An 18272-nucleotide genomic window follows, 5' to 3' on the forward strand; every position below is an offset into this window, starting at 1 on the left:
GCGGAAGGCTAGCCGACCAGGGTGGCGGCGCGGGTGAAGATGGAAACGCAGAAGTCCATCAGCAGGGTCGACATCCAGCGCCCGGCCAGGATGATGGCCAGCAGCGTGATCAGCAACCGCGGCAGGAAGCTCAGCGTCTGTTCATTGATCTGGGTGGCGGCCTGGAACAGCGCCACCAGCAGGCCGGTGATCAGGCCGGGCACCACCAGAATCACCACCAGCAGCATGACGATGTGCAGCGACTCAACCACCAGGTCGACGGCAATTTCAGGAGTCAGCATAGGGTGCGCCTTTTCAGTAGGCCTGCACGCTGGTCACCAGCGTATTGACGGTCAGGGTCCAGCCATCCACCAGCACAAACAGCAGCAGCTTGAACGGCAGCGAAATCACCAGCGGCGACAGCATCATCATGCCCATCGCCATCAGCACCGAAGACACCACCAGGTCGATCACCAGGAAGGGAATGAACAGCATGCAGCCGATCTGGAACGCGGTCTTCAGCTCGGACAGCACAAACGCCGCCAGCTTGACGGTGAAGGCGTGCTGCGACGGCTCGGTGATCTTGTCCTCGCCGGCCAGGTGGGCGATCTGCTGCAGCGCGGCCTTGCTGGTTTGCGCCAGCATGAAGCGCGAGACCGGCTTTTCAGCGATCTGCAGCGCGGTTTCCAGGCCAATCTTGTCCTGGTCGTAGGGTACGAAGGCGTCGCGCCAGATCTCGTTGCCGATCGGCCGCATCACCAGCAGGGTCAGGATCAGCGCCACCCCGGTGATTACCCGGTTGGGCAAGCCCTGCTGCAGGCCCAGCGCCTGGCGCAGCAGCGACAGCACGATCACGAAACGGGTGAAGCTGGTCATCATCATGACCATCACCGGGAGCAAGCCCAGCAACGTCATGATGATCAGGATTTGCATCTTGACCGTCAGTTCGGTCTTGGCCCCCGGCACCACGTTGGCCAGCAGGTCGACCGCGTGGGCCGGCATGGCCGCCAGCCCGAGGCCCAACAAGGCAGCCAGCGGCGCGCTCGCCAGCAGGCGCCGCCGCCACTGCGCATTCATGCTCCAGGTCATGGAGTCATCATGTCCAGATTCAGGCCGTCGAGGTCGATCACTTTGAGGCCGTAGTTTTCGCCCGCCACCACCACTTCGGCGCGGCCGATGGCAGTGCCGTTGACCTTGATCACCAGCGGCTCGCCGGCCAGCACGTCCAGTTCCACCACGCTGTCCGGACCGATGTTCATCAGGTCCTGCAGCGAGATGCGGGCCGACCCCACTTCCAGCGTCAAGGTCACCGGGATCTTGCGCATCATGGCTGGCAGGTCGCGGCGCGGCGTGGCGGCCGGGAGGTCGGTCAGCTCATTGCCGGGCTGGTCGATAATCATCTCTTCCGACAGGTCTTCCAGCAGGGCGTCGCTAGGGTTGGCTACGTTCATGTTCATCATTATTCGGCGTCTTCAAAAGAGGTTAAACAGAGTTTGCCTTTGTGCTCGGTGACCGCGGCCGTAAACAGGCGGGAATCTTCGAGCAAGACGTCTGCTCTGGACAGGCTGATCGGGATCACATCCCCCACCTGCAAATCGTACAGGGTGCCCAGCGTGACCTCCTTGCTGGCCAGGCGGCCGACCAGGCCGACCTGCAGGCGCTGGGCCAGCGGGGCCGCGGCCTTGGATTTCTTGCCGCTGTCGCGGTCGCGCAGCAGGCCGCGCAGCACGCTGGCCATCAGTTGCTTGTCGAGCGCAAACCAGAACTGGCCGGTGGCGCCGCCGGCGGTCTCGGCCACGGTGACCGTGATCACCCAGGTGCCCTTGGGCGGATGCGAGCCGGGCGCCGGCTTGAATTCGGTCTCGCCGCCCTCCTCGGCCTCCCCTTCGGCCAGGGCCGGCTTCTCGATCACCGGCAGGTTGAGTTCGATCCGGCCGGCCAGGGTGCCGGCCAACTGTTGCCCCAGCACCACAGCCAGCCGCTCCTCGGTGGCGGTCACGCGCACCGTGGCCTCGTCCACCACGGCCGGGGTATCGGCCTTGGCGCCGCTGCCATAGCGGTAATTGAGCACGCTGAGCAGCACCTTGCGCTCCAGCGAGAAGGCGATCTGGCCGGCCGGCGCGGCAAAACTGAGCCAGCGGCTGCGGATCTCGTTGCCTTCCAGGCGGCTGAACGCCACGTCCTGCACCGTGAAACCGCCCCAGTAACGGCGGTTCATGTTCAGGCGCATGGACTGCGCCAGATCGTCGCGCAACTGGGCCGCAAAGATCGGCAGCAGGTGTACCGGACGGCCCAGCAGGCTGGGGTCCAGCACTTGATGTTGCGTCTGTTTTGTCGTTGTCATGTGTTGGCCATGGCGGTTAATTCTTTCCCACTCCTCCATCATCGCACTATCCAGCTAAAAACTGGTTGTTTCCAGCGCAAAATTTGGTTTAGTGCTTAATCGTAACGTAAAGTGGGACGATCCCGGTAGCAGCATACCTCAAAATTCACATTATTGCTAATAAACAATATTCGACCAAATAATTTCCACTGGGATAAATAGCGCTTTACAAGAATGTTGCTAGCCGGTAAGCTTAAACCACTTGATCAGCAACTTTGATTACTTCAACAACCGGCGCTTAGTGAATGATTTATAACGACATTTGCCCAAAACAAATTGTTAAAACCGGCGTGATCACGTTTGGCACGACGATTTCTCCCGGTTAAGGTTTCGCGCCGCTCCAACTTTCCGCATCCCGCTTCCCGCCACCTGCTTACACTATCTTTTTTACAAGACTGTGACACGGCGCAACGGATGTGTAGCACGTTTGGTATCGCGCACCACAATATCTTCCACATGGGCTTGCTGCTTTTCGGCAATCTCGCTAAGGTAGTCATCTGGATTCAATGCAGCAAAAAAACGCGGCAAACACGGGGGTAGCACCATGAGCAACGGATTCTCCAGCCTGATTCAGGCCGACCTGGCTGCGCTGACCAGCGCAGCGCACAATATGGCCAACAGCGGCCAGCAGACCATCGCTGCCGCCAACCAGTACGGGGCCCACGAGCCCCAGGCCGCCTTCTCGTTCGCCCAGTCCATGCAAAGCGCCATCGACAAGGTCAACACCCAGGACGTCGAGGCCGGCCAGAAGATGGCGGACGTGGATTCCGGCAAGAGCGACGACCTGGTCGGCGCCATGCTGTCCAGCCAGGAAGCCAGCCTGTCCTTCTCGATGTTGATGCAAGTGCGCAACAAGGTGATGGGCGGCCTCGACGAACTTATCAAATTACCGCTGTAAGCCTCTGCGAAAGCATTCAACGTGATTAACACCATCAAGTCCGCCTTTGAGCGCTGGCGCGCCAATCCGTCGGCGGCTGCCCCGGCGCTGTCTCCCAACCTGCTGAAAACCCTGTACCCGCTGCTGATCCTGGCCATCGGCCTGACGGCGCTGGTGCTGATGTACATGTGGAGCAACCAGGCCAGCTACAAGCCGGTGTTTGGCGCGCGCGAAAAAGTGTCGGCGCCGGACATGATGAACGTGCTCGACACCGAACACATCCCCTACCGCGTCCACCCGGAGAGCGGCCAGGTGCTGGTGCCCGACTCCATGCTGGGCAAGGTGCGCATGCTGCTGGCCGCCAAGGGCGTGACCGCGCAGCTGCCGGCCGGGCTGGAGCTGATGGACAAGAACGACCCGCTGGGCGTGTCGCAGTTCGTGCAGGACGTGCGCTTCCGCCGCGGCCTGGAGGGCGAGCTGGCGCAATCGATCATGACGCTGGACGCGATCTCGCACGCGCGCGTGCACCTGTCGATCGCCAAGTCGACCTCGTTCGTGTCGTCGGACGGCGAGAAATCCTCGGCCTCGGTGGTGGTGCAGCTGAAACCGGGCCGCACGCTGGCGCCGGAAGCGATTGCCGCCGTGGTCAACATGGTGGCCGGCAGCGTGGCCAGCCTGGCGCCGGCGCGCGTCAGCCTGGTGGACCAGGCCGGCAACCTGCTGTCGGCCCATATCGACCTGGCCGACGGCTTTGACGCCGGCACCAGCGGCAACGACGCCAGCAAGCGCTACGCCGACGAGGTGAAAGCCAACATCAAGGGCCTGCTGGGTCCGGTGATTGGCGACGACAACTACCGCATGTCGGTGGCGGCCGCGGTCGACAACGACCGCGTCGAGGAAACCGTGGAAAAATACGGCGCCGACCCGAAAGTCACCAGCGAAGCCATGCGCGAAGAGCAGGACCGCAACCGCATGGTGATGGGCGTGCCGGGCACCCTGTCCAACCGTCCGCCGCCAGCCGCCGCCAATCCGGCCGCCGCCAACCAGCAGACCGCCGGCGGCGCCACCGACCCCAATACCGCGCCGGCCGATGGCACCGCGCGCAAGAACGCCACCACCCGCCAGTATGCGTATGACCGCAGCATCACCCAGACCAAGCGCAGCCGCGGCCGCCTGGAAAAACTGAGCGTGGCGGTGGTGCTGGCGCAAGCCGCCTCGCCCACCCCGAAGACCGGCTGGAGCGCAGCCGAAATCGCCAATATCGACAAGATCCTGCGCAACGGCCTGGGCATCAACGCCGAACGCGGCGACCAGCTGGTGGTGTCGGCCATGAACTTCCCAGCCAAGGCCGCTCCGGTGCAGTGGTGGGAAGAGCGCGACAACATCGTCGACATCAGCAAGTACGCGATCTATGCCGTGGCCGCCCTGCTTGGCTACCTGTTGCTGCTGCGTCCGATCATGCGCCTGATCACCGTGCGCTTCACCCCGGATCCGAAGGAAGCGGCGCGCATTGCCGCCGAACGCCGCGCCGCCGAGCAGGCCGCCGTGGCCGCCGCCAGGGAAGCCAAGGAAGCGGCCGCCAAGGAACAGGCTGCGCTGGCCGGCACCGCGGCGCCGGGCACACCGGGCGCCGCCCCGGCGCTGGGCGGCATGGCGGCCCAGCCGGGCATGCCGGTGGTGCCGCTGCTGGAAAACTACGATCTGCCACCGCCGGGCTCGGCAGTGGACGTGATGGTCGACCACCTGAAAGTGCTGGCCGCGAAGGAACCGGAACGCGTAGCCGAAGTCGTCAAACAATGGATGCAGAAAAATGGCCGAACTCAATAACATGGATGATGATGGCGGCGAATACGCCATCCCGACCAAGCTGACCCCGGTCGAGCAGGCCGCCATCGTGCTGCTCAGCATCGGCGAAGAGCCGGCCGCGGCCGTGCTGCGCTGCCTGTCGCGCGAGGAATTGCTGGAAGTGACGCAGGTGATGTCGCGCATGAGCGGCATCAAGGTGGAATCGGTCAAGAACGCGATGCAAAAGTTCTTCGACGATTACCGCGAGCAGTCGGGCGTGCATGGCGCCTCGCGCTCCTACCTGAAGCGCTCGCTGGACCTGGCGCTGGGCGGCGACCTCGCCAACACCGTGCTGAACAACATTTACGGCGATGAACTGCGGCCGAAGATGGCGCGCCTGCAGTGGGCCTCGCCCAAATGGCTGGCCGAGTACATTTCCAACGAGCACGTGCAGATGCAGGCGGTGTTTCTGGCCTTCCTGCCGGCCGCGCTGGCCGGCCAGATCATCGACGGCCTGCCGCAGGACAGCCGCGACCTGGTGCTGCTCAACCTGGCGCGCATGGAAGAAATCGACAGCGACCTGCTGAAGGAGCTGGACGAGCTGGTGGACCGCTGCCTGAGCTCCTTCGATTCGCAGGGCACCAGCGTGGAAGGCATCCGCCAGACCGCCGAGATCCTCAACCGCCTGCCGAGCAACCGCGCGCAGATGGTGGAACTGTTGCGCGCGCACGACCCGGAGGTGGTGTCCAAGATCGAACTGTCGATGTACGACTTCTTCATCCTTGGCAACCAGACCGAACAGGCCATCACCCGCATCCTGGAAGACGTGCCGCTGGAACAGTGGGCCATCGCGCTCAAGGGCGCCGACATTTCGGTGCGCGACGCCATCTTGAAAACGATGCCGAAACGTCAGGCCCAGGCTTTCGAGGACATGATGCGGCGCGCCGGACCGGTGCCGATGTCGCGCATCGAACAGACCCGTCAGGAAATCATGGCCACCGTCAAGGCGCTGGCCGACGCCGGCGAAGTCGAGATCCAGCTGTTTGCCGAACAGGTGGTGGAATGAAGCAATTCCGCGCTTACCGCTTCCCGCCGCTGGCGCAGTTCACCACCCAGCGCGCGGCCGCGGCCGCCGCCCAGGGCCATGGCCACGGCCATGGCGGCGATGGCGGCGCCCAGTGGGCGGCCTCGGTCAGCGAGGGCTTTGAACAAGGCCAGCGCGACGGTTACGAGATCGGCCTGGCGCGCGGTCAGGAAGACGGCTTCGAGGCCGGCCGCCTGGCCGGCCAGGAACAGGGCCGCGAGGAAGGCCGCCACGAAACCCTGGTGGCCTACGACCAGATGGCGCGCCCGGTGGACGCCATGCTGAAAAGCCTGAAGAAGCTGCGCTCCGACTACCGCGCCGCCCAGCGCAAGGAAGTGGTGGACCTGGTGGCCAAGGTGGCGCGCCAGGTGATCCGCGCCGAACTGGCCTTGCAGCCGGTGCAACTGATGGCCCTGGTGGAAGAAACCCTGGCCTCGATGCCGCCGACCCGCGATGAAATCGATGTCTACCTGAATCCGGAAGAGCTCAAGCGTATTGCCGAGCTCGATCCGAAGCGTTCCAAGCGCTGGAACCTGATCCCGGACGCCCGTCTGGAGGTGGGGGAATGCCGCATCAAGGCTGGCGATAATGAAGTCGATGCCGGCTGTCATCAACGGCTTGCGGCGGTCATGGAACAGGTCGATAATCAACTACAGATCGCCGACAGCGGCGATGAACCGGAGATCGAAGAGTGATCGCAGATGCCTTACGCAATCTGGAACTGGGTTCGGTACCCATGGCGACCCCGACGGGGCGCCTGGTGGGCGCGTCCGGTTTGTTGCTTGAGGCCGTGGGTTGCCCCTTGCACACCGGCCAGCGTTGCCAGATAGAGACAGTCAACGGCGAGTGGCTGGACGCGCAAGTGGTGGGTTTCCGCGACAAACTGTCGTTCCTGATGCCGTTCAAGAAAGCCGTGGGCCTGACCACCGGCGCCCGGGTGCTGCCCTCGCCGGAAAAAATCAGCCTGCAGATCGGCTCCGGCTGGCTGGGCCGCATGGTCAACGGGCTGGGCGAGCCGATTGACGGCCTGGGCAAGTTGAGCGGCGATTTCCCGCTCGACTCGCAGCCGCCGCGCATCCATCCGCTGAAGAAAAAACCGGTCACCGAGCCGCTTGACGTGGGCGTGCGCGCCATCAATTCCATGCTGACCCTGGGCAAGGGCCAACGGGTCGGCCTGATGGCCGGCTCCGGCGTCGGCAAGTCCGTGCTGCTGGGCCTGATGACCCGCCAGACCGTGGCCGACGTGGTGGTGGTGGGCCTGATCGGCGAGCGTTCGCGCGAGGTGCGCGAGTTTGTCGACATGTCGCTGGGCAAGGATGGTTTGCAGAAAGCCGTGCTGGTGATCGCGCCGGCCGACGAAAGCCCGCTGATGCGCGTCATGGCGACCGAACTGTGCCACTCGATCGCGGCGCACTACCGCGACCAGGGCAAGAACGTGCTGCTGCTGGTCGATTCGCTGACCCGCTACGCCATGGCGCTGCGCGAAGTGGCGCTGGCGCTGGGCGAGCCGCCGGCCACCAAGGGCTATCCGCCGTCGGTGTTTTCCAACCTGCCGCAACTGGTGGAATCGGCCGGCAACGGCGAAAACCAGTCTGGCAGCATGAGCGCCATCTACACCGTGCTGGCCGAGGGCGACGACCACCAGGACCCGGTGGTGGACACCGCGCGCGCGATTCTGGACGGCCACATCGTCATGACGCGCGAGCTGGCCGAGCGCGGCCACTACCCGGCGATCGATATTGCCGCCTCGATCAGCCGCTGCATGGCGCAGGTGATCGATCACGGCCACATGATGGCGGCGCGCGCGCTGAAAGCCAGCATGGCGCGCCACGAACGCGTGCGCGACCTGATTCCGCTGGGCGCCTATGTGCCCGGCGCCGACCCGATTACCGACAAGGCGGTGCAGCTGCACCCGAAAGTCGAGGACTTCCTGTGCCAGGGCACCAAGGAAGAAGCGCCGATCGCCCAGTGCATTGCCCAACTTGAAAAGCTGATGACATCATGAGCCAACAGAAAATCCGCAATCTGACCACCCTGGTGGCTCTGCGCAACACGGAAGTCGAGCGCCTGCAGACGGAAATGGCGGAAAAGGCCAGTGTGCGCGAGCGTTATCAGAAAAACCTCGAACGCCTGACCAGCCTGTACACCAACAGCGGCGCCAGTGGCAACCTGCACCCTGCCCTGGCCGGCAACTGCGGCGACTACAAGCAGGCGGTGATGGCGATGGCCGACAGCCACCGGCTCGACCTGCACATGCACGAGGCCGACATGGCGGTGTCGCAACAGGCGCTGAACAAGGCCTGGGCCAAGCGCGAAGTGATGGACATGGTGTTGACCAAGGAGCAAAAGGTCTACAACCAGCAAAAAAACGTCAAGGAACGCAAACAGCATGACGATCTGGCAACGCAACTGTGGCTGCGCGGCCAAAAATAAGCGCGTTACAAAATTTTGTTAGAAATATTTTCATACGGAAACGATTAAGGTCGCCCTATCTCGGGGTACACTTCACTTATCCTTTCCAGGAGCACGATCATGGCAACATCCGTCATCAGCAGCCCGACTTACGATCCGAAAACCACGGCCGAAGGCCTGGCCAACGCCTACGTGGCGGGCACCAAGGCCATCCTCGACAGCCGCGACGCCAAGGCGACCGCGACGGCCAAGGCGCTGACGACCCTGGGCTCGGCGCTGAGCGCCTTCCAGAGCACGATGGCCTCGCTGGCCAGCGGCACCAAGTCGGTCACCGCCAACTCGGCCACCTTCAGCAACACCGCGGTGGCCAGCGCCACCGCCAATTCGAAGGCTGTGGCCGGCACCTATTCGTTCTACGTCGAACAGCTGGCCACCGCCGGCCAGGTGTCGTACAACGTCAATGACAGCGTGGCCACCAACGCCGGCGCCATGAATGTGGTGCTGGCCGACGGTTCCACCTTCCAGGTCGACCTGGCCAATGCCGACAACAATATGGATGGCGTGCTGAGCGCCAAGGAAGTGGCGGCCGCCATCAACTCGGCGGCCACCAATAATTCGCGCGTGACCGCCTCCACCATGACGGTCAACGGCCAGACCAGGCTGGTGCTCACCTCCAGCCAGACCGGCGCCGACAATGCCGTCGCCTCGATCGACGTCAGCGGCCTGGGCGACGCCAATCTGCAGAACGCCCTGAGCGCCCAGACCGTCGTGCGCGCGGCCAGCAACGCCATCATCCACATTGGCGACGCCGCCGGCGAAGCGGTCGAGCAGGCCTCCAACACCTTCAAGGTGGTGGACGGGGTGGAATTCACCGTGACCCAGGCCCAGGCTGCGGGCGCCAGCCCGGTGACCATGACGGTGGCGGCCGACAAGAGCGGCACCGCCGCCAATGTGCAAGCCTTCATCACCGCCTATAACACCCTGCTGTCGACCATCAACACCCTGACCGCCGCCGGCGACCATACCGTGGTCGAGCCAACCGACGGCAGCGCGCCGGCGCCCACCGCGGCCGATGCGGCGTTCCATAACGATGCCGGCGTGATGACCTTGCGCGACCGCCTGAACGGGATACTGCGCAGCGCCACCGGCGGCCTGTCGCTGATCAGCTTTGGCATCAGCGCCGCCAAGGATGGTTCGCTGACGCTCGACAGCGATCGGCTGGACAAGGTGGCCGCCGCCAATCCCGGCGCGCTGGACAGTCTGTTCGGCCGCGCCGGCGTCGGCGTCGACAGCGGCGTGCTGGGCGCCATGAACAAGCTGACCAGCGCCTGGACCAACAGCGCCAACGGCTATATCGGCAGCCGCCGCACGGCGGTCGAGAAGGCCCAGGCCGACATCAGCGACCGCCAGACCGTGCTGACCAACCAGTTCAACAACGCCTACAAGCGGTATCTGGTGCAATTCACCACGCTGCAGCAGCTGCAGGCGTCGATGACCACCACCTCGAACATGTTTACCGCCCTGTTCTCAAGCGACAGCAATAGCTAACGTAACAACCCTGCACTTTTTTTGACCCGTACGGTGAATACCATGTTGAACCAGGAAGCCTATAGCAGTTACCACTCCACCAACCTCGACGCCCAGGTGGCCCGGGCCTCGCCGGTGGAACTCGTGCTGGTGCTGACCGACGGCCTGCTTGAGGAGCTGGCGCGTGCGCGCGGCCACATCGTCGGCAAGCGCTACGAGCTCAAGGCCAAGAGCCTGAACAAATGCACCGACATCATCAACGGCCTGTCGAGCTCGCTGGACTTCGACAACGGCGGCGAAGTGGTGGAAAACCTGGGCCGCCTGTACGACTATTGCGCCGGCCGCCTGTACACGGCCGGCGTCAGCCTCGACCCGACGATTATTGATGAAGTCACCACCCTGTTGACCACGATTAAAAAAGGATGGCTGGGCGTGCAGGCGAAAACCAATGGATAGGCAGCGCACCTTGCTGCAGATGGCGCAGAAAATGAGCGCCGCCATCGCTTCCGAGGACTGGAAGACGCTGGCGGCGATTAACACGTTAATGGGAACCGTGCTGCCGCAAATGGCGGCGCAAGGCCAGTGGAGCGGGGCCGAAAAGGCCGCCCTGTCGGCGCTGCGCCAGATGCACAACGAAGCAGTCAGACGCTGCAACCGCGCCACCGAGGAACTGGGGCAGCGCTTGCACGACATGCAGGCCAATCAGGAGGGCTGGCTGGCCTATGCCCTCGAAAACGAACAAGCAGAAAACGGAATCCAAGCATGACCACGACACTCTCCAGCGCAACGGCAGCGGCGCGCGCCGCGCAAGCCGAACTGACCGCCCCGGTGGCTGCCAACAATACCGCTGTCAGCAGCGGCAAGGGCAAGACTGGCGCCGCCAGGACGGCCGCCGACACCGGGAGTGACAGCAAGCCGGCCGCCAGGCCGGCGCCCGCCCCCGCCAGCCAGAACAACCAGAACAGCCCGGCCAGCCAGGCCAGCGCCGGCCGCCAGAGCGCGCCGGCCGCCAACCAGGCCGACGCCCGCGGCAGCGCCGACGCCGGCACCGCCGCTGCGGCTGCGGCCGCCGCTGCCGCCCAGGCCGCAGCCGACGCCGCACCGGTGGTGGCGCCGCTGTTCTCGCAGTTGCTGAACCTGGCCGACGTGGCCGCCAGCGACGACGGCAGCGACCACGCCGCCGACAGCGGCGACGCCAGCGGTTCCGGCACGGCCGCCGCCGGCAGCGTGCTGCCGGCCATGGTCAGCTCGCTGCTGAACGTTACGCCCGCGCCAGCCCCGGCCGCGCCTGCCGACAGCGCCGACAGCGCCAGCAGCGGCGTCGACGCCATCAGCGCCGCCGCCACCCTGAACACCAGCGCCACCCGCCTCAACCTGGCCGCCGCCAGCGTGGCCGTGACGCCGGCCGCGGCCAACGCCGGCGCCGTCGATGACGCCGCCGCCAACGCGGCAGTCCAGGCCACCGCTGCCGCAGCAGCAGCCACGGCCGCAGCGGCCACTGCGGCCGCCCAGGCCGGCGCCGCCCAAACCAACACCAGCACGCTGGCCGCCGTGGCCGCGCGCCAGTCCGAGACCGACGGCGCCGCCCCGGCCGGGCAACAGGCGCCGGTGGCCGCCGCCGACGCCGTGCCGCTGCCGGCCAACACCGCTGCCGCGCCGCTGCGCGAAGCCTGGGTCAACGGCGTGCGCATCGTCACCCGCGCCGCCGAGAACAGCACCTCCAGTGCCGCCGCCAACGGCGCCGCCAGCGCCAGCGCCACGGCGGTCATCGCCGGCGCCAAGAGCGACGAGCATGGCTTCACGCTCAACAGCAATGGCGCCAATGCCGCCACTGTGGCAGCCGCCGGCCAGGCCGGCGCCAGCGCCGCCAACGGCAGCAGCACGGTCACTCTGAGCGGCACACCGGAACAATGGCAGCAACCGCTGCGCCAGGCGCTGGGCGACCGCCTGCAGCTGCAATTGCAGCGCAACAGCGAGCAGGCGGTGATCCGCCTGGAACCGCCCAATATGGGCAGCATCGAGATTTCGATCCGCCACAGCGCCGGCGCGCTGCAGGTCAACCTGACGGCCAACAACAGCGAAGTGCTGCGCCAGCTCAACACCATCGGCGACAGCGTGCGCCAGGACTTGTCGACCCGCCAGTTCACCGACGTGGCGGTGACCGTATCGTCGTCGCGCGCCCAGGCGCAAGCCGACCAGGGCGGCCGCAATGGCCAGCAGCGTGGTCAGGACGATGGCCGCACGCCAGGCCGCGCCCTGAACGACGATGACAGCACCGCTACCTTTGCCATGACCGGGGAGTAATTCGCGCAATGAACAAAAAAGTCATCATCATTTTTGCCGCGGTGGCCGTGCTGGCCGCCGGGGTTGCCGGCGGCGCCGTCTGGTACATGTCCAGGGGCGGCGAGGACCACGCGACCGAGGAAAAAGACGCCAAGAAAAAGCCCAAGAAGGAAGAAAAGAAATCGGAACTGCCGCCCAAGTACCTGACTGTGGACAAGGTGGTGGTCATGCTCAAGCACGAGCCCAACGATACCGTCACGCATTACCTGTCGGCGGACCTGGTGGTGGCCACCGACGCCAAGCGCGAGAAGGAAACCAAGGAAAACCTGCCCATGCTGCGCAGCGTGGCGGTGAAAACCCTGTCCAACCTGCCGATGGCCAGCGCCCGTGTGATGACCATCGACCAGTTTGCCGCAGAACTGAACAAGGCCTTCGACCATGAGTTCGAACAGGAAGGCCGCGAAAAGCCGTTTGACGAAGTCATGATAGGCAAGCTCATTGTCGAGTAAGCCAAGGCAGCATGAACACAAGTGGAGCGGGCATGGGATACGTAGAGGAATTTGCCGAGACTTATGCCGAAAGCTACGGTGAGCACGGCGCAGCGCCGCTCACGCACAGCGTAGCCGACGAGCAAAAGCACCTGCTGGCGTATGCGCCACTGGTCAAGCGCATCGTGCGTCAGCTCAATTCGCAGATCGCCGGCGCCATCGACCGCGACGACATGGAACAGATCGGCCTGATGGGCCTGCTGGAAGCGCTGCGCCGTTACGGCGAGCCGGACGGCGCGTTTGGCAGCTATGCCAGCCTGCGCATCCGCGGCGCCATCCTGGATGAATTGCGGCGCCAGGACTGGCGCCCGCGCGCGGTGCGCCAGCAAAGCCACAAGCTGCGCGACGGCGTGCGCGCCCTGACCCGCAAGCTGGGGCGCGAACCGAGCGAGCACGAGATCATGGAAGCGCTGGCCCTGACGCCGGAAGGCTACCAGGCTTACCTGATGGATGAAAACGCCGAACTGATCGCCAGCTTCGATGAAGTCCTGCAGGAAAGCGTCAGCAACGACAGCGCGCCCAGCCCGGAAGACCAGCTGGTGGTGCGGCGCAGCCTGGAGCAGGCGCTGCGCGGGCTGGACGAGCGCGAACAGCGCGTGGTGCAGATGTACTACGAGTTCGAGCTGAGCTACAAGGAAATCGCCGCCGTGCTGGACCTGACCGACGCCCGCGTCTGTCAGCTCAACAAGGCGGCGCTCAACAAAATGAAAGCAGTACTGCAAAACGCCTGAAGCACGGCGCAATGCGGCCAGGGATTAGAAAAATGACGCGGAAAGGCGAATCATCATGCAGCAAATAGTCGGTCTCCTCATAGTTTTAGGCAGCGTCTTCGGCGGCTTCTTCATGATGGGCGGCGCCTTCCATCAGATCTGGCAGCCGATCGAGCTGATCGTGATCGCCGGCGCCGGCATCGGCGCGCTCGTGATCGGCAATCCCAGCCACGTGCTCAAGGAGATGATGACGCAGATTAAAAAAATCATCACCAAGAAAAAATACGACTCGGAATTCCAGCGCCAGTTGCTGCTGCTGATGTACGAACTGCTGCAGCTGGCCGCCGGCGGCCTGAAAGCGCTGGATGCCCACGTCGAAGCGCCCAAGGACAGCCCGCTGTTCCAGCGTTATCCGCGCGTGCTGGAAGAACCGAAACTGCTGGCCTTCATCGTCGACAACTTCCGCCTGATGGCGATGGGCAAGATCAACGCGCACGAGCTGGAAGGCGTGCTGGAGCAGGAACTGGAAGCCATCCACACCGAACTGGAGCAGCCGGCCAAGTCGCTTGGCAAGATCGGCGAGGCGATGCCGGGCTTCGGTATTCTGGCCGCCGTGCTGGGCATCGTGATCACCATGAACACCGTGAACGAAGGCGCCACCTCGGGCGAAATTGCCGAGCACGTGGGCGCGGCGATGGTGGGGACGTTCATCGGTATTTTCTTTTGCTACGGCCTGATCGACCCGCTGTGCAATATGATGAAGCAGCTGATCAACGCCGAAGCGTCCAACAAGGAAACCGTCAAGGTGGTGCTGGTCACCCACGTGGCCGGCAAGCCGCCGCTGCTGGCGATTGACGCCGGCCGCCGCCTGGTGGCGCTCAACATCAAGCCTAGTTTCGCCCAGCTGGAGCGCTGGATCAACGATCTGGAAGGCCGCGACAGCGCGCCGGCCGATGACAGCTCGCGTCGTGGAGGCCGTGGTGCTAAAGCCGCATGACAAGGGGCATGACCAGACCATCGTCAAGCGCGGTGGCGGCAAGCACAAGCACGACGACCACGGCGGCGCCTGGAAGGTAGCGTTTGCCGACTTTTGTCTGGCGCTGATGTGCCTGTTCCTGGTGCTGTGGCTGATGGCCGCCCGCAATACCGAAGCGCTGGAACAGGTGCTGACCGAGGCTGACGGCGCCAAGACCGACCAGGGCAAGGGCGTCATGCCGGAGCAGGTGGGCGGCCCGCGCGGCAGCCTGATCGACCGCTTCCCGATGCCGCACTTTGGCACCTCGGAGGCCGAGGGCAAACAAAAAGCCATGGCGGAAACCGCCGACGAGCCGGCCCAGCCCTCCTCCAAGGTCAAGTATGACAGCCCGGACGACCTGGCCGCGCTGTCGCGCGCGCTGACCAAGCTGAGCGCCGAGTTCGGCCTGTCCAGCAACCTGGAATCCATCGTCACGCCTTACGGCTTGCGCGTGATGCTGCACGACACCGACCGCCAGGGCATGTTCGTGCGCGGCAGCGCGGTGCCGACCGACAAGTTCCGCGCCCTGCTGCGCAAGATGGGGCCGCTGTTCCAGCAAATGGAAAACCAGATGCTGATCGTCGGCCACACCGATTCGCTGCAGTACGCCGACACCAGCTATGCCGCCTTCTCCAACTGGACGCTGTCGGCCAACCGCGCCATGTCGGCCCGCTCGCAGCTGCTGGCCGGCGGCATGAACCGCGAATCGGTGCTGCAGGTGGTGGGCATGGCCGACCGCGCCCCGCTCGATACCAAGCGGGCCGACGCCGGCGTCAACCGCCGCATAGAATTGCTGATATTGACCACGGCGCAGGCCAAGACCATTGCCACCATGTTTGGCATGCCGGATGCGACCGACCCGCTGATCCACGATGTCAACACCGCCCTGCCGGACGCCACGCTGCTGCAGCAGCTGCGCAGCAAGCTCGGCGGCGACAGTCCGCTGCGTGATCCGCGCCGCAACAAATAAGAGTTCGTATGGAAACCAAGCCAACACGAGGCACACGTATGAGAATTACGACTTCGACCCCGGACGGGATGGCCGTCCAGCGCGTGGCCGACAGCGCTCCGGTGGAAGCACCGGAAGCGCTGGCCGCGCCAGCCCCGGCGCCGCTGCAATCGGCAGTGCTGCAACCGGCCCTGCAAGCGATGCGCGAGATGCCGGAAATCGACCAGGAAAAAGTCGACATGCTGCGCGACGCCCTGGCCAAGGGCGAGCTGCCATTCGATCCCGGCAAGCTGGCCGGCCTGATCCAGCGCTTCCACGGGAGCGAGCAGTGAGCGCAGTCAGCCAACTGTCCCGCCAGGACGCCATGCGTCAGCTGCTGGCCGGGATTGCGGAAGATTTGCAGGCTTACCAGACCTTGCAGGACCTGTTGCAGCAACAATTCCAGGCCGCGCTGCGCCACAAGGCGGCCGAGCTGGCGCCGGTGGCGCAAGCCATTTCTGATCTGGTTGACATCATGCAGGCGCGCCGCGCCCTGCGCGTGGCGCTGGTACAACGCCTGGTGGGGCCGCAAGGCACCATGTTGCAGGCTTTTGCCTTGCTGAAAAATGCGGCACGGGAGAAAATGGAGGCGGACTGGAACACACTGGAACAGGCCGTTATCGCATGCAAGGCACTGAGCAAGCGCAATGGCGACCTGCTGGTCGAGCAATACAGCATCATGCAGCGCGTGCTGCATGGCGAGGAGCAGATTTATGCGCCAGCTTGATGGGGCGATGCAAGCCACCGCACCCACTGCCGCAACCGTATCGAACATGACTGCCAGCCGCCCGACCGCGGCGACTGGCGGCTTTGCCGCATCCGGCAGCTTTAACACCACCTTCCAGCAGGTGCAGGCCGACGTCGCCGCCTATATCGCGCGCGGCGACAGCGGCGTGCGCAGCGAGACCCAGCCCTCCTCGCAAGCGATGAGCCTGCAAGCCATGGCGCTGCGCAACCGCGCCGGCGGCGCCATCGAGGAAGACGGCAACGGCGTCGACAGCGCGCTGCAGCAGCAATTCCTGGCCTCGATCAAGCCCTGGGCCGAAGAAACCGCCGGCAAGCTGGGGGTGTCGCCGGAACTGGTGGCCGCGCACGCCGCGCTGGAATCGGGCTGGGGCAAGCAGCCGCTGAAGAACGGCGCCGCCAACGCCAACAACCTGTTTGGCGTCAAGGCCGGCGGCAACTGGCAGGGCGACGTGACGCTGGCCAGCACCACCGAATACGAACATGGCGCCATGCTGCGCAAGACCGAGCGTTTCCGCAGCTATCCCGACACCGCCAGCGCCTTCCGCGATTACGCCAGCCTGCTGAGCAGCAATCCGCGCTACGCGGCGGCCCTCAACACCGGCAGCGATGCGCGCGCCTTTGCCAGCGGACTGGCCAAGGCCGGCTATGCCACCGATCCCAACTATGCAGACAAGCTGAGCAAAGTGGCCGCGCAACTGCAACGCAGCGGCGGCCTAGCCGGCATCACTCCGACGGGGAATTAGCTGTGACCGGCGCCGAGACAGGTTCCACCGTGGCAGCGCCGGTGACGCGGGCGCGGATCACTGTGCCATTGGCATTGCGCACCCTCACCGTGTCGCCGCGGGCGCCGGCGTCCAGCGCCTCGCCGGCCATGCTGACTTCGATCTGCTCGCGGCGCGCGACGATGCGCACCGGTTCGCCCCGCTTGACCATGGTCGGCGAACTCAGCAAACCCTTGCGCAACACCTCCCCGGCACGCAGCGTGCGCTTGCCGCTCATGCCGACGGCGTCGGCCGGATCGCTGATGCTGTCGGCGATTGCCGAGATGTCGTGGCGCTCCAGCAACACATCTTCATCTGCCAGTACTTTCCCTGCAGCCAAGTCGCTTGCCATCACTGCAATGCGGGCCGAGACCTGGGCGCGCACGATGAACTCGTACCGCCAGCCGCCGGCGCCGGCGCAGGTGGCGATGAAACGCATGCGGCTGGGCAGCCGCGTATCGGCGCCCTGCACTGTCACCGCTTGGCTGCAAGCGGCCAGCGGCCTGGTTCCCGGCACCACCGTGACGGCATATTGCGGCTCGCTCAAGCCGGCCGCCTCGCCCCAACGCTCGATGTATTTGCGTGCAGCCGCTTCAACCAGACCGGGTACCTGCTCCGCCGCCACCGGCACCGGTGCAGAAAATACCGCAGAAAGTGGAATGCAAACCAGCAACACTCCGGCCGAAACAGTTACAATACATTTGTTGAACATGAGCAATACCTCTACTATGATGCGGGAGGTCATTCTACATGGCTCGACACGGTTTACAGCAACGTCTTCAACAGGGGAAGAACATGGGCATTAACTTCAAAGATGCGGCAGGCGTGCATGCCGACGCGCTGGCCCTGCGTGCCGAGCGCACGCGCATCCTGGCGGCCAACATCGCCAATGAGAACACGCCCGGCTTCCAGGCCCAGGACATGGATTTCAGTGCCACGCTGGCCAATGTGCAGGCGGTCGGCGAGGGCGACCTGGGCGACGGCGGCGACAGCGCGCTGATGTACCGCGTGCCCTACCACCCGACGCGCGACGGCAACACCGTCGAGATCGGCGTGGAGCAGGCGGCCTTCTCGCAGAACGCCACCGACTTTGCCACCAGCCTGACCTTCGTCAACATGAAACTCAAGGGCCTGGCGAAAGCCATCAACGGCCAGTAACACAGCGATAACCCA

General features: G+C 64.8%; 23 protein-coding genes. 18 read left to right on the plus strand and 5 right to left on the minus strand.

What is annotated here, in order from left to right; genetic code table 11:
• Positions 1-8: 8 nt before the first annotated feature.
• Genes fliQ through ABDW57_RS07660 form a run of 4 tightly spaced genes read right to left on the minus strand, consistent with a single transcriptional unit; the run spans position 9 to position 2323 of the window.
• Positions 9-281: a flagellar biosynthesis protein FliQ gene (gene fliQ / locus ABDW57_RS07645; RefSeq protein ID WP_176649685.1), complete on the minus strand. Its 273-nt coding sequence runs from the start codon at positions 279-281 to the stop codon at positions 9-11.
• A 13-nt stretch (positions 282-294) separates the two neighbouring features.
• Positions 295-1068 carry a flagellar type III secretion system pore protein FliP gene (fliP, locus tag ABDW57_RS07650; RefSeq protein ID WP_343729612.1) on the minus strand — a complete coding sequence of 258 codons (774 nt, stop codon included), beginning with the start codon at positions 1066-1068 and terminating at the stop codon, positions 295-297.
• Positions 1065-1436, minus strand: coding sequence for a FliM/FliN family flagellar motor switch protein (locus ABDW57_RS07655; protein ID WP_343730004.1), 372 nt, complete (start codon positions 1434-1436; stop codon positions 1065-1067). Before ABDW57_RS07655 ends, fliP begins: the two co-directional genes overlap by 4 nt.
• Before the next feature lie 2 nt (positions 1437-1438).
• Complete coding sequence (locus ABDW57_RS07660) at positions 1439-2323, minus strand: FliM/FliN family flagellar motor switch protein (RefSeq protein WP_343729613.1); 885 nt, start codon at positions 2321-2323, stop codon at positions 1439-1441.
• A 583-nt stretch (positions 2324-2906) separates the two neighbouring features.
• On the opposite strand from ABDW57_RS07660, the gene ABDW57_RS07665 reads away from it, so the two are divergent.
• From ABDW57_RS07665 to ABDW57_RS07745, 17 genes are all read left to right on the plus strand, one after another.
• Positions 2907-3260 (plus strand): flagellar hook-basal body complex protein FliE, encoded by a 354-nt coding sequence (locus ABDW57_RS07665; RefSeq protein WP_343729614.1) that lies wholly within the window; start codon positions 2907-2909, stop codon positions 3258-3260.
• A 21-nt stretch (positions 3261-3281) separates the two neighbouring features.
• Positions 3282-5066 carry a flagellar basal-body MS-ring/collar protein FliF gene (fliF, locus tag ABDW57_RS07670; RefSeq protein WP_343729615.1) on the plus strand — a complete coding sequence of 595 codons (1785 nt, stop codon included), beginning with the start codon at positions 3282-3284 and terminating at the stop codon, positions 5064-5066.
• Positions 5050-6090, plus strand: a complete 1041-nt coding sequence (locus tag ABDW57_RS07675) for a flagellar motor switch protein FliG (protein WP_343729616.1) — start codon at positions 5050-5052, stop codon at positions 6088-6090. The genes fliF and ABDW57_RS07675 overlap by 17 nt, the downstream gene beginning before the upstream one ends.
• Positions 6087-6803: a flagellar assembly protein FliH gene (gene fliH / locus ABDW57_RS07680; protein WP_343729617.1), complete on the plus strand. Its 717-nt coding sequence runs from the start codon at positions 6087-6089 to the stop codon at positions 6801-6803. Before ABDW57_RS07675 ends, fliH begins: the two co-directional genes overlap by 4 nt.
• Positions 6800-8113, plus strand: coding sequence for a flagellar protein export ATPase FliI (gene fliI / locus ABDW57_RS07685; RefSeq protein WP_343729618.1), 1314 nt, complete (start codon positions 6800-6802; stop codon positions 8111-8113). The genes fliH and fliI overlap by 4 nt, the downstream gene beginning before the upstream one ends.
• A complete protein-coding gene (gene fliJ, locus ABDW57_RS07690; protein ID WP_343729619.1) occupies positions 8110-8541 on the plus strand; it encodes a flagellar export protein FliJ in 432 nt (143 codons plus the stop codon). Before fliI ends, fliJ begins: the two co-directional genes overlap by 4 nt.
• 99 nt (positions 8542-8640) lie before the next feature.
• Positions 8641-10068 (plus strand): flagellar filament capping protein FliD, encoded by a 1428-nt coding sequence (gene fliD / locus ABDW57_RS07695; protein WP_343729620.1) that lies wholly within the window; start codon positions 8641-8643, stop codon positions 10066-10068.
• A gap of 42 nt (positions 10069-10110) precedes the next feature.
• Entirely contained in the window at positions 10111-10503 is a 393-nt protein-coding gene (gene fliS, locus ABDW57_RS07700; protein ID WP_343729621.1) for a flagellar export chaperone FliS, read from the plus strand.
• Complete coding sequence (locus ABDW57_RS07705) at positions 10496-10813, plus strand: hypothetical protein (protein WP_343729622.1); 318 nt, start codon at positions 10496-10498, stop codon at positions 10811-10813. The genes fliS and ABDW57_RS07705 overlap by 8 nt, the downstream gene beginning before the upstream one ends.
• Positions 10810-12351 (plus strand): flagellar hook-length control protein FliK, encoded by a 1542-nt coding sequence (locus ABDW57_RS07710; RefSeq protein WP_343729623.1) that lies wholly within the window; start codon positions 10810-10812, stop codon positions 12349-12351. Before ABDW57_RS07705 ends, ABDW57_RS07710 begins: the two co-directional genes overlap by 4 nt.
• Positions 12352-12359: 8 nt before the next feature.
• On the plus strand, positions 12360-12839 hold the full coding sequence (locus tag ABDW57_RS07715) for a flagellar basal body-associated FliL family protein (protein WP_343729624.1): 480 nt from the start codon (positions 12360-12362) through the stop codon (positions 12837-12839).
• A 32-nt stretch (positions 12840-12871) separates the two neighbouring features.
• Positions 12872-13609 carry a FliA/WhiG family RNA polymerase sigma factor gene (locus ABDW57_RS07720; RefSeq protein WP_343729625.1) on the plus strand — a complete coding sequence of 246 codons (738 nt, stop codon included), beginning with the start codon at positions 12872-12874 and terminating at the stop codon, positions 13607-13609.
• 55 nt (positions 13610-13664) lie between these two features.
• Positions 13665-14585, plus strand: a complete 921-nt coding sequence (gene motA / locus ABDW57_RS07725) for a flagellar motor stator protein MotA (protein WP_343729626.1) — start codon at positions 13665-13667, stop codon at positions 14583-14585.
• On the plus strand, positions 14542-15573 hold the full coding sequence (locus ABDW57_RS07730) for a flagellar motor protein MotB (RefSeq protein ID WP_343729627.1): 1032 nt from the start codon (positions 14542-14544) through the stop codon (positions 15571-15573). Before motA ends, ABDW57_RS07730 begins: the two co-directional genes overlap by 44 nt.
• A 38-nt stretch (positions 15574-15611) precedes the next feature.
• On the plus strand, positions 15612-15884 hold the full coding sequence (locus ABDW57_RS07735; protein WP_343729628.1) for a flagellar biosynthesis anti-sigma factor FlgM: 273 nt from the start codon (positions 15612-15614) through the stop codon (positions 15882-15884).
• Positions 15881-16318 (plus strand): flagellar export chaperone FlgN, encoded by a 438-nt coding sequence (gene flgN, locus ABDW57_RS07740; RefSeq protein ID WP_343729629.1) that lies wholly within the window; start codon positions 15881-15883, stop codon positions 16316-16318. The genes ABDW57_RS07735 and flgN overlap by 4 nt, the downstream gene beginning before the upstream one ends.
• A complete protein-coding gene (locus ABDW57_RS07745) occupies positions 16305-17081 on the plus strand; it encodes a glucosaminidase domain-containing protein (protein WP_343729630.1) in 777 nt (258 codons plus the stop codon). Before flgN ends, ABDW57_RS07745 begins: the two co-directional genes overlap by 14 nt.
• On the opposite strand, the gene flgA is transcribed toward ABDW57_RS07745, so the two are convergent.
• The gene (gene flgA, locus ABDW57_RS07750; RefSeq protein ID WP_343729631.1) at positions 17062-17775 is read right to left on the minus strand and encodes a flagellar basal body P-ring formation chaperone FlgA; all 714 of its coding nucleotides are present in this window, start codon (positions 17773-17775) and stop codon (positions 17062-17064) included. The two genes, ABDW57_RS07745 and flgA, sit on opposite strands and share 20 nt — an antisense overlap.
• Positions 17776-17894: 119 nt before the next feature.
• On the opposite strand from flgA, the gene flgB reads away from it, so the two are divergent.
• On the plus strand, positions 17895-18257 hold the full coding sequence (gene flgB, locus ABDW57_RS07755; RefSeq protein WP_343729632.1) for a flagellar basal body rod protein FlgB: 363 nt from the start codon (positions 17895-17897) through the stop codon (positions 18255-18257).
• Positions 18258-18272: the final 15 nt, after the last annotated feature.

The organism is Duganella sp. (genome assembly GCF_039595735.1).
In the GTDB taxonomy this organism is placed as follows: domain Bacteria; phylum Pseudomonadota; class Gammaproteobacteria; order Burkholderiales; family Burkholderiaceae_D; genus Rugamonas.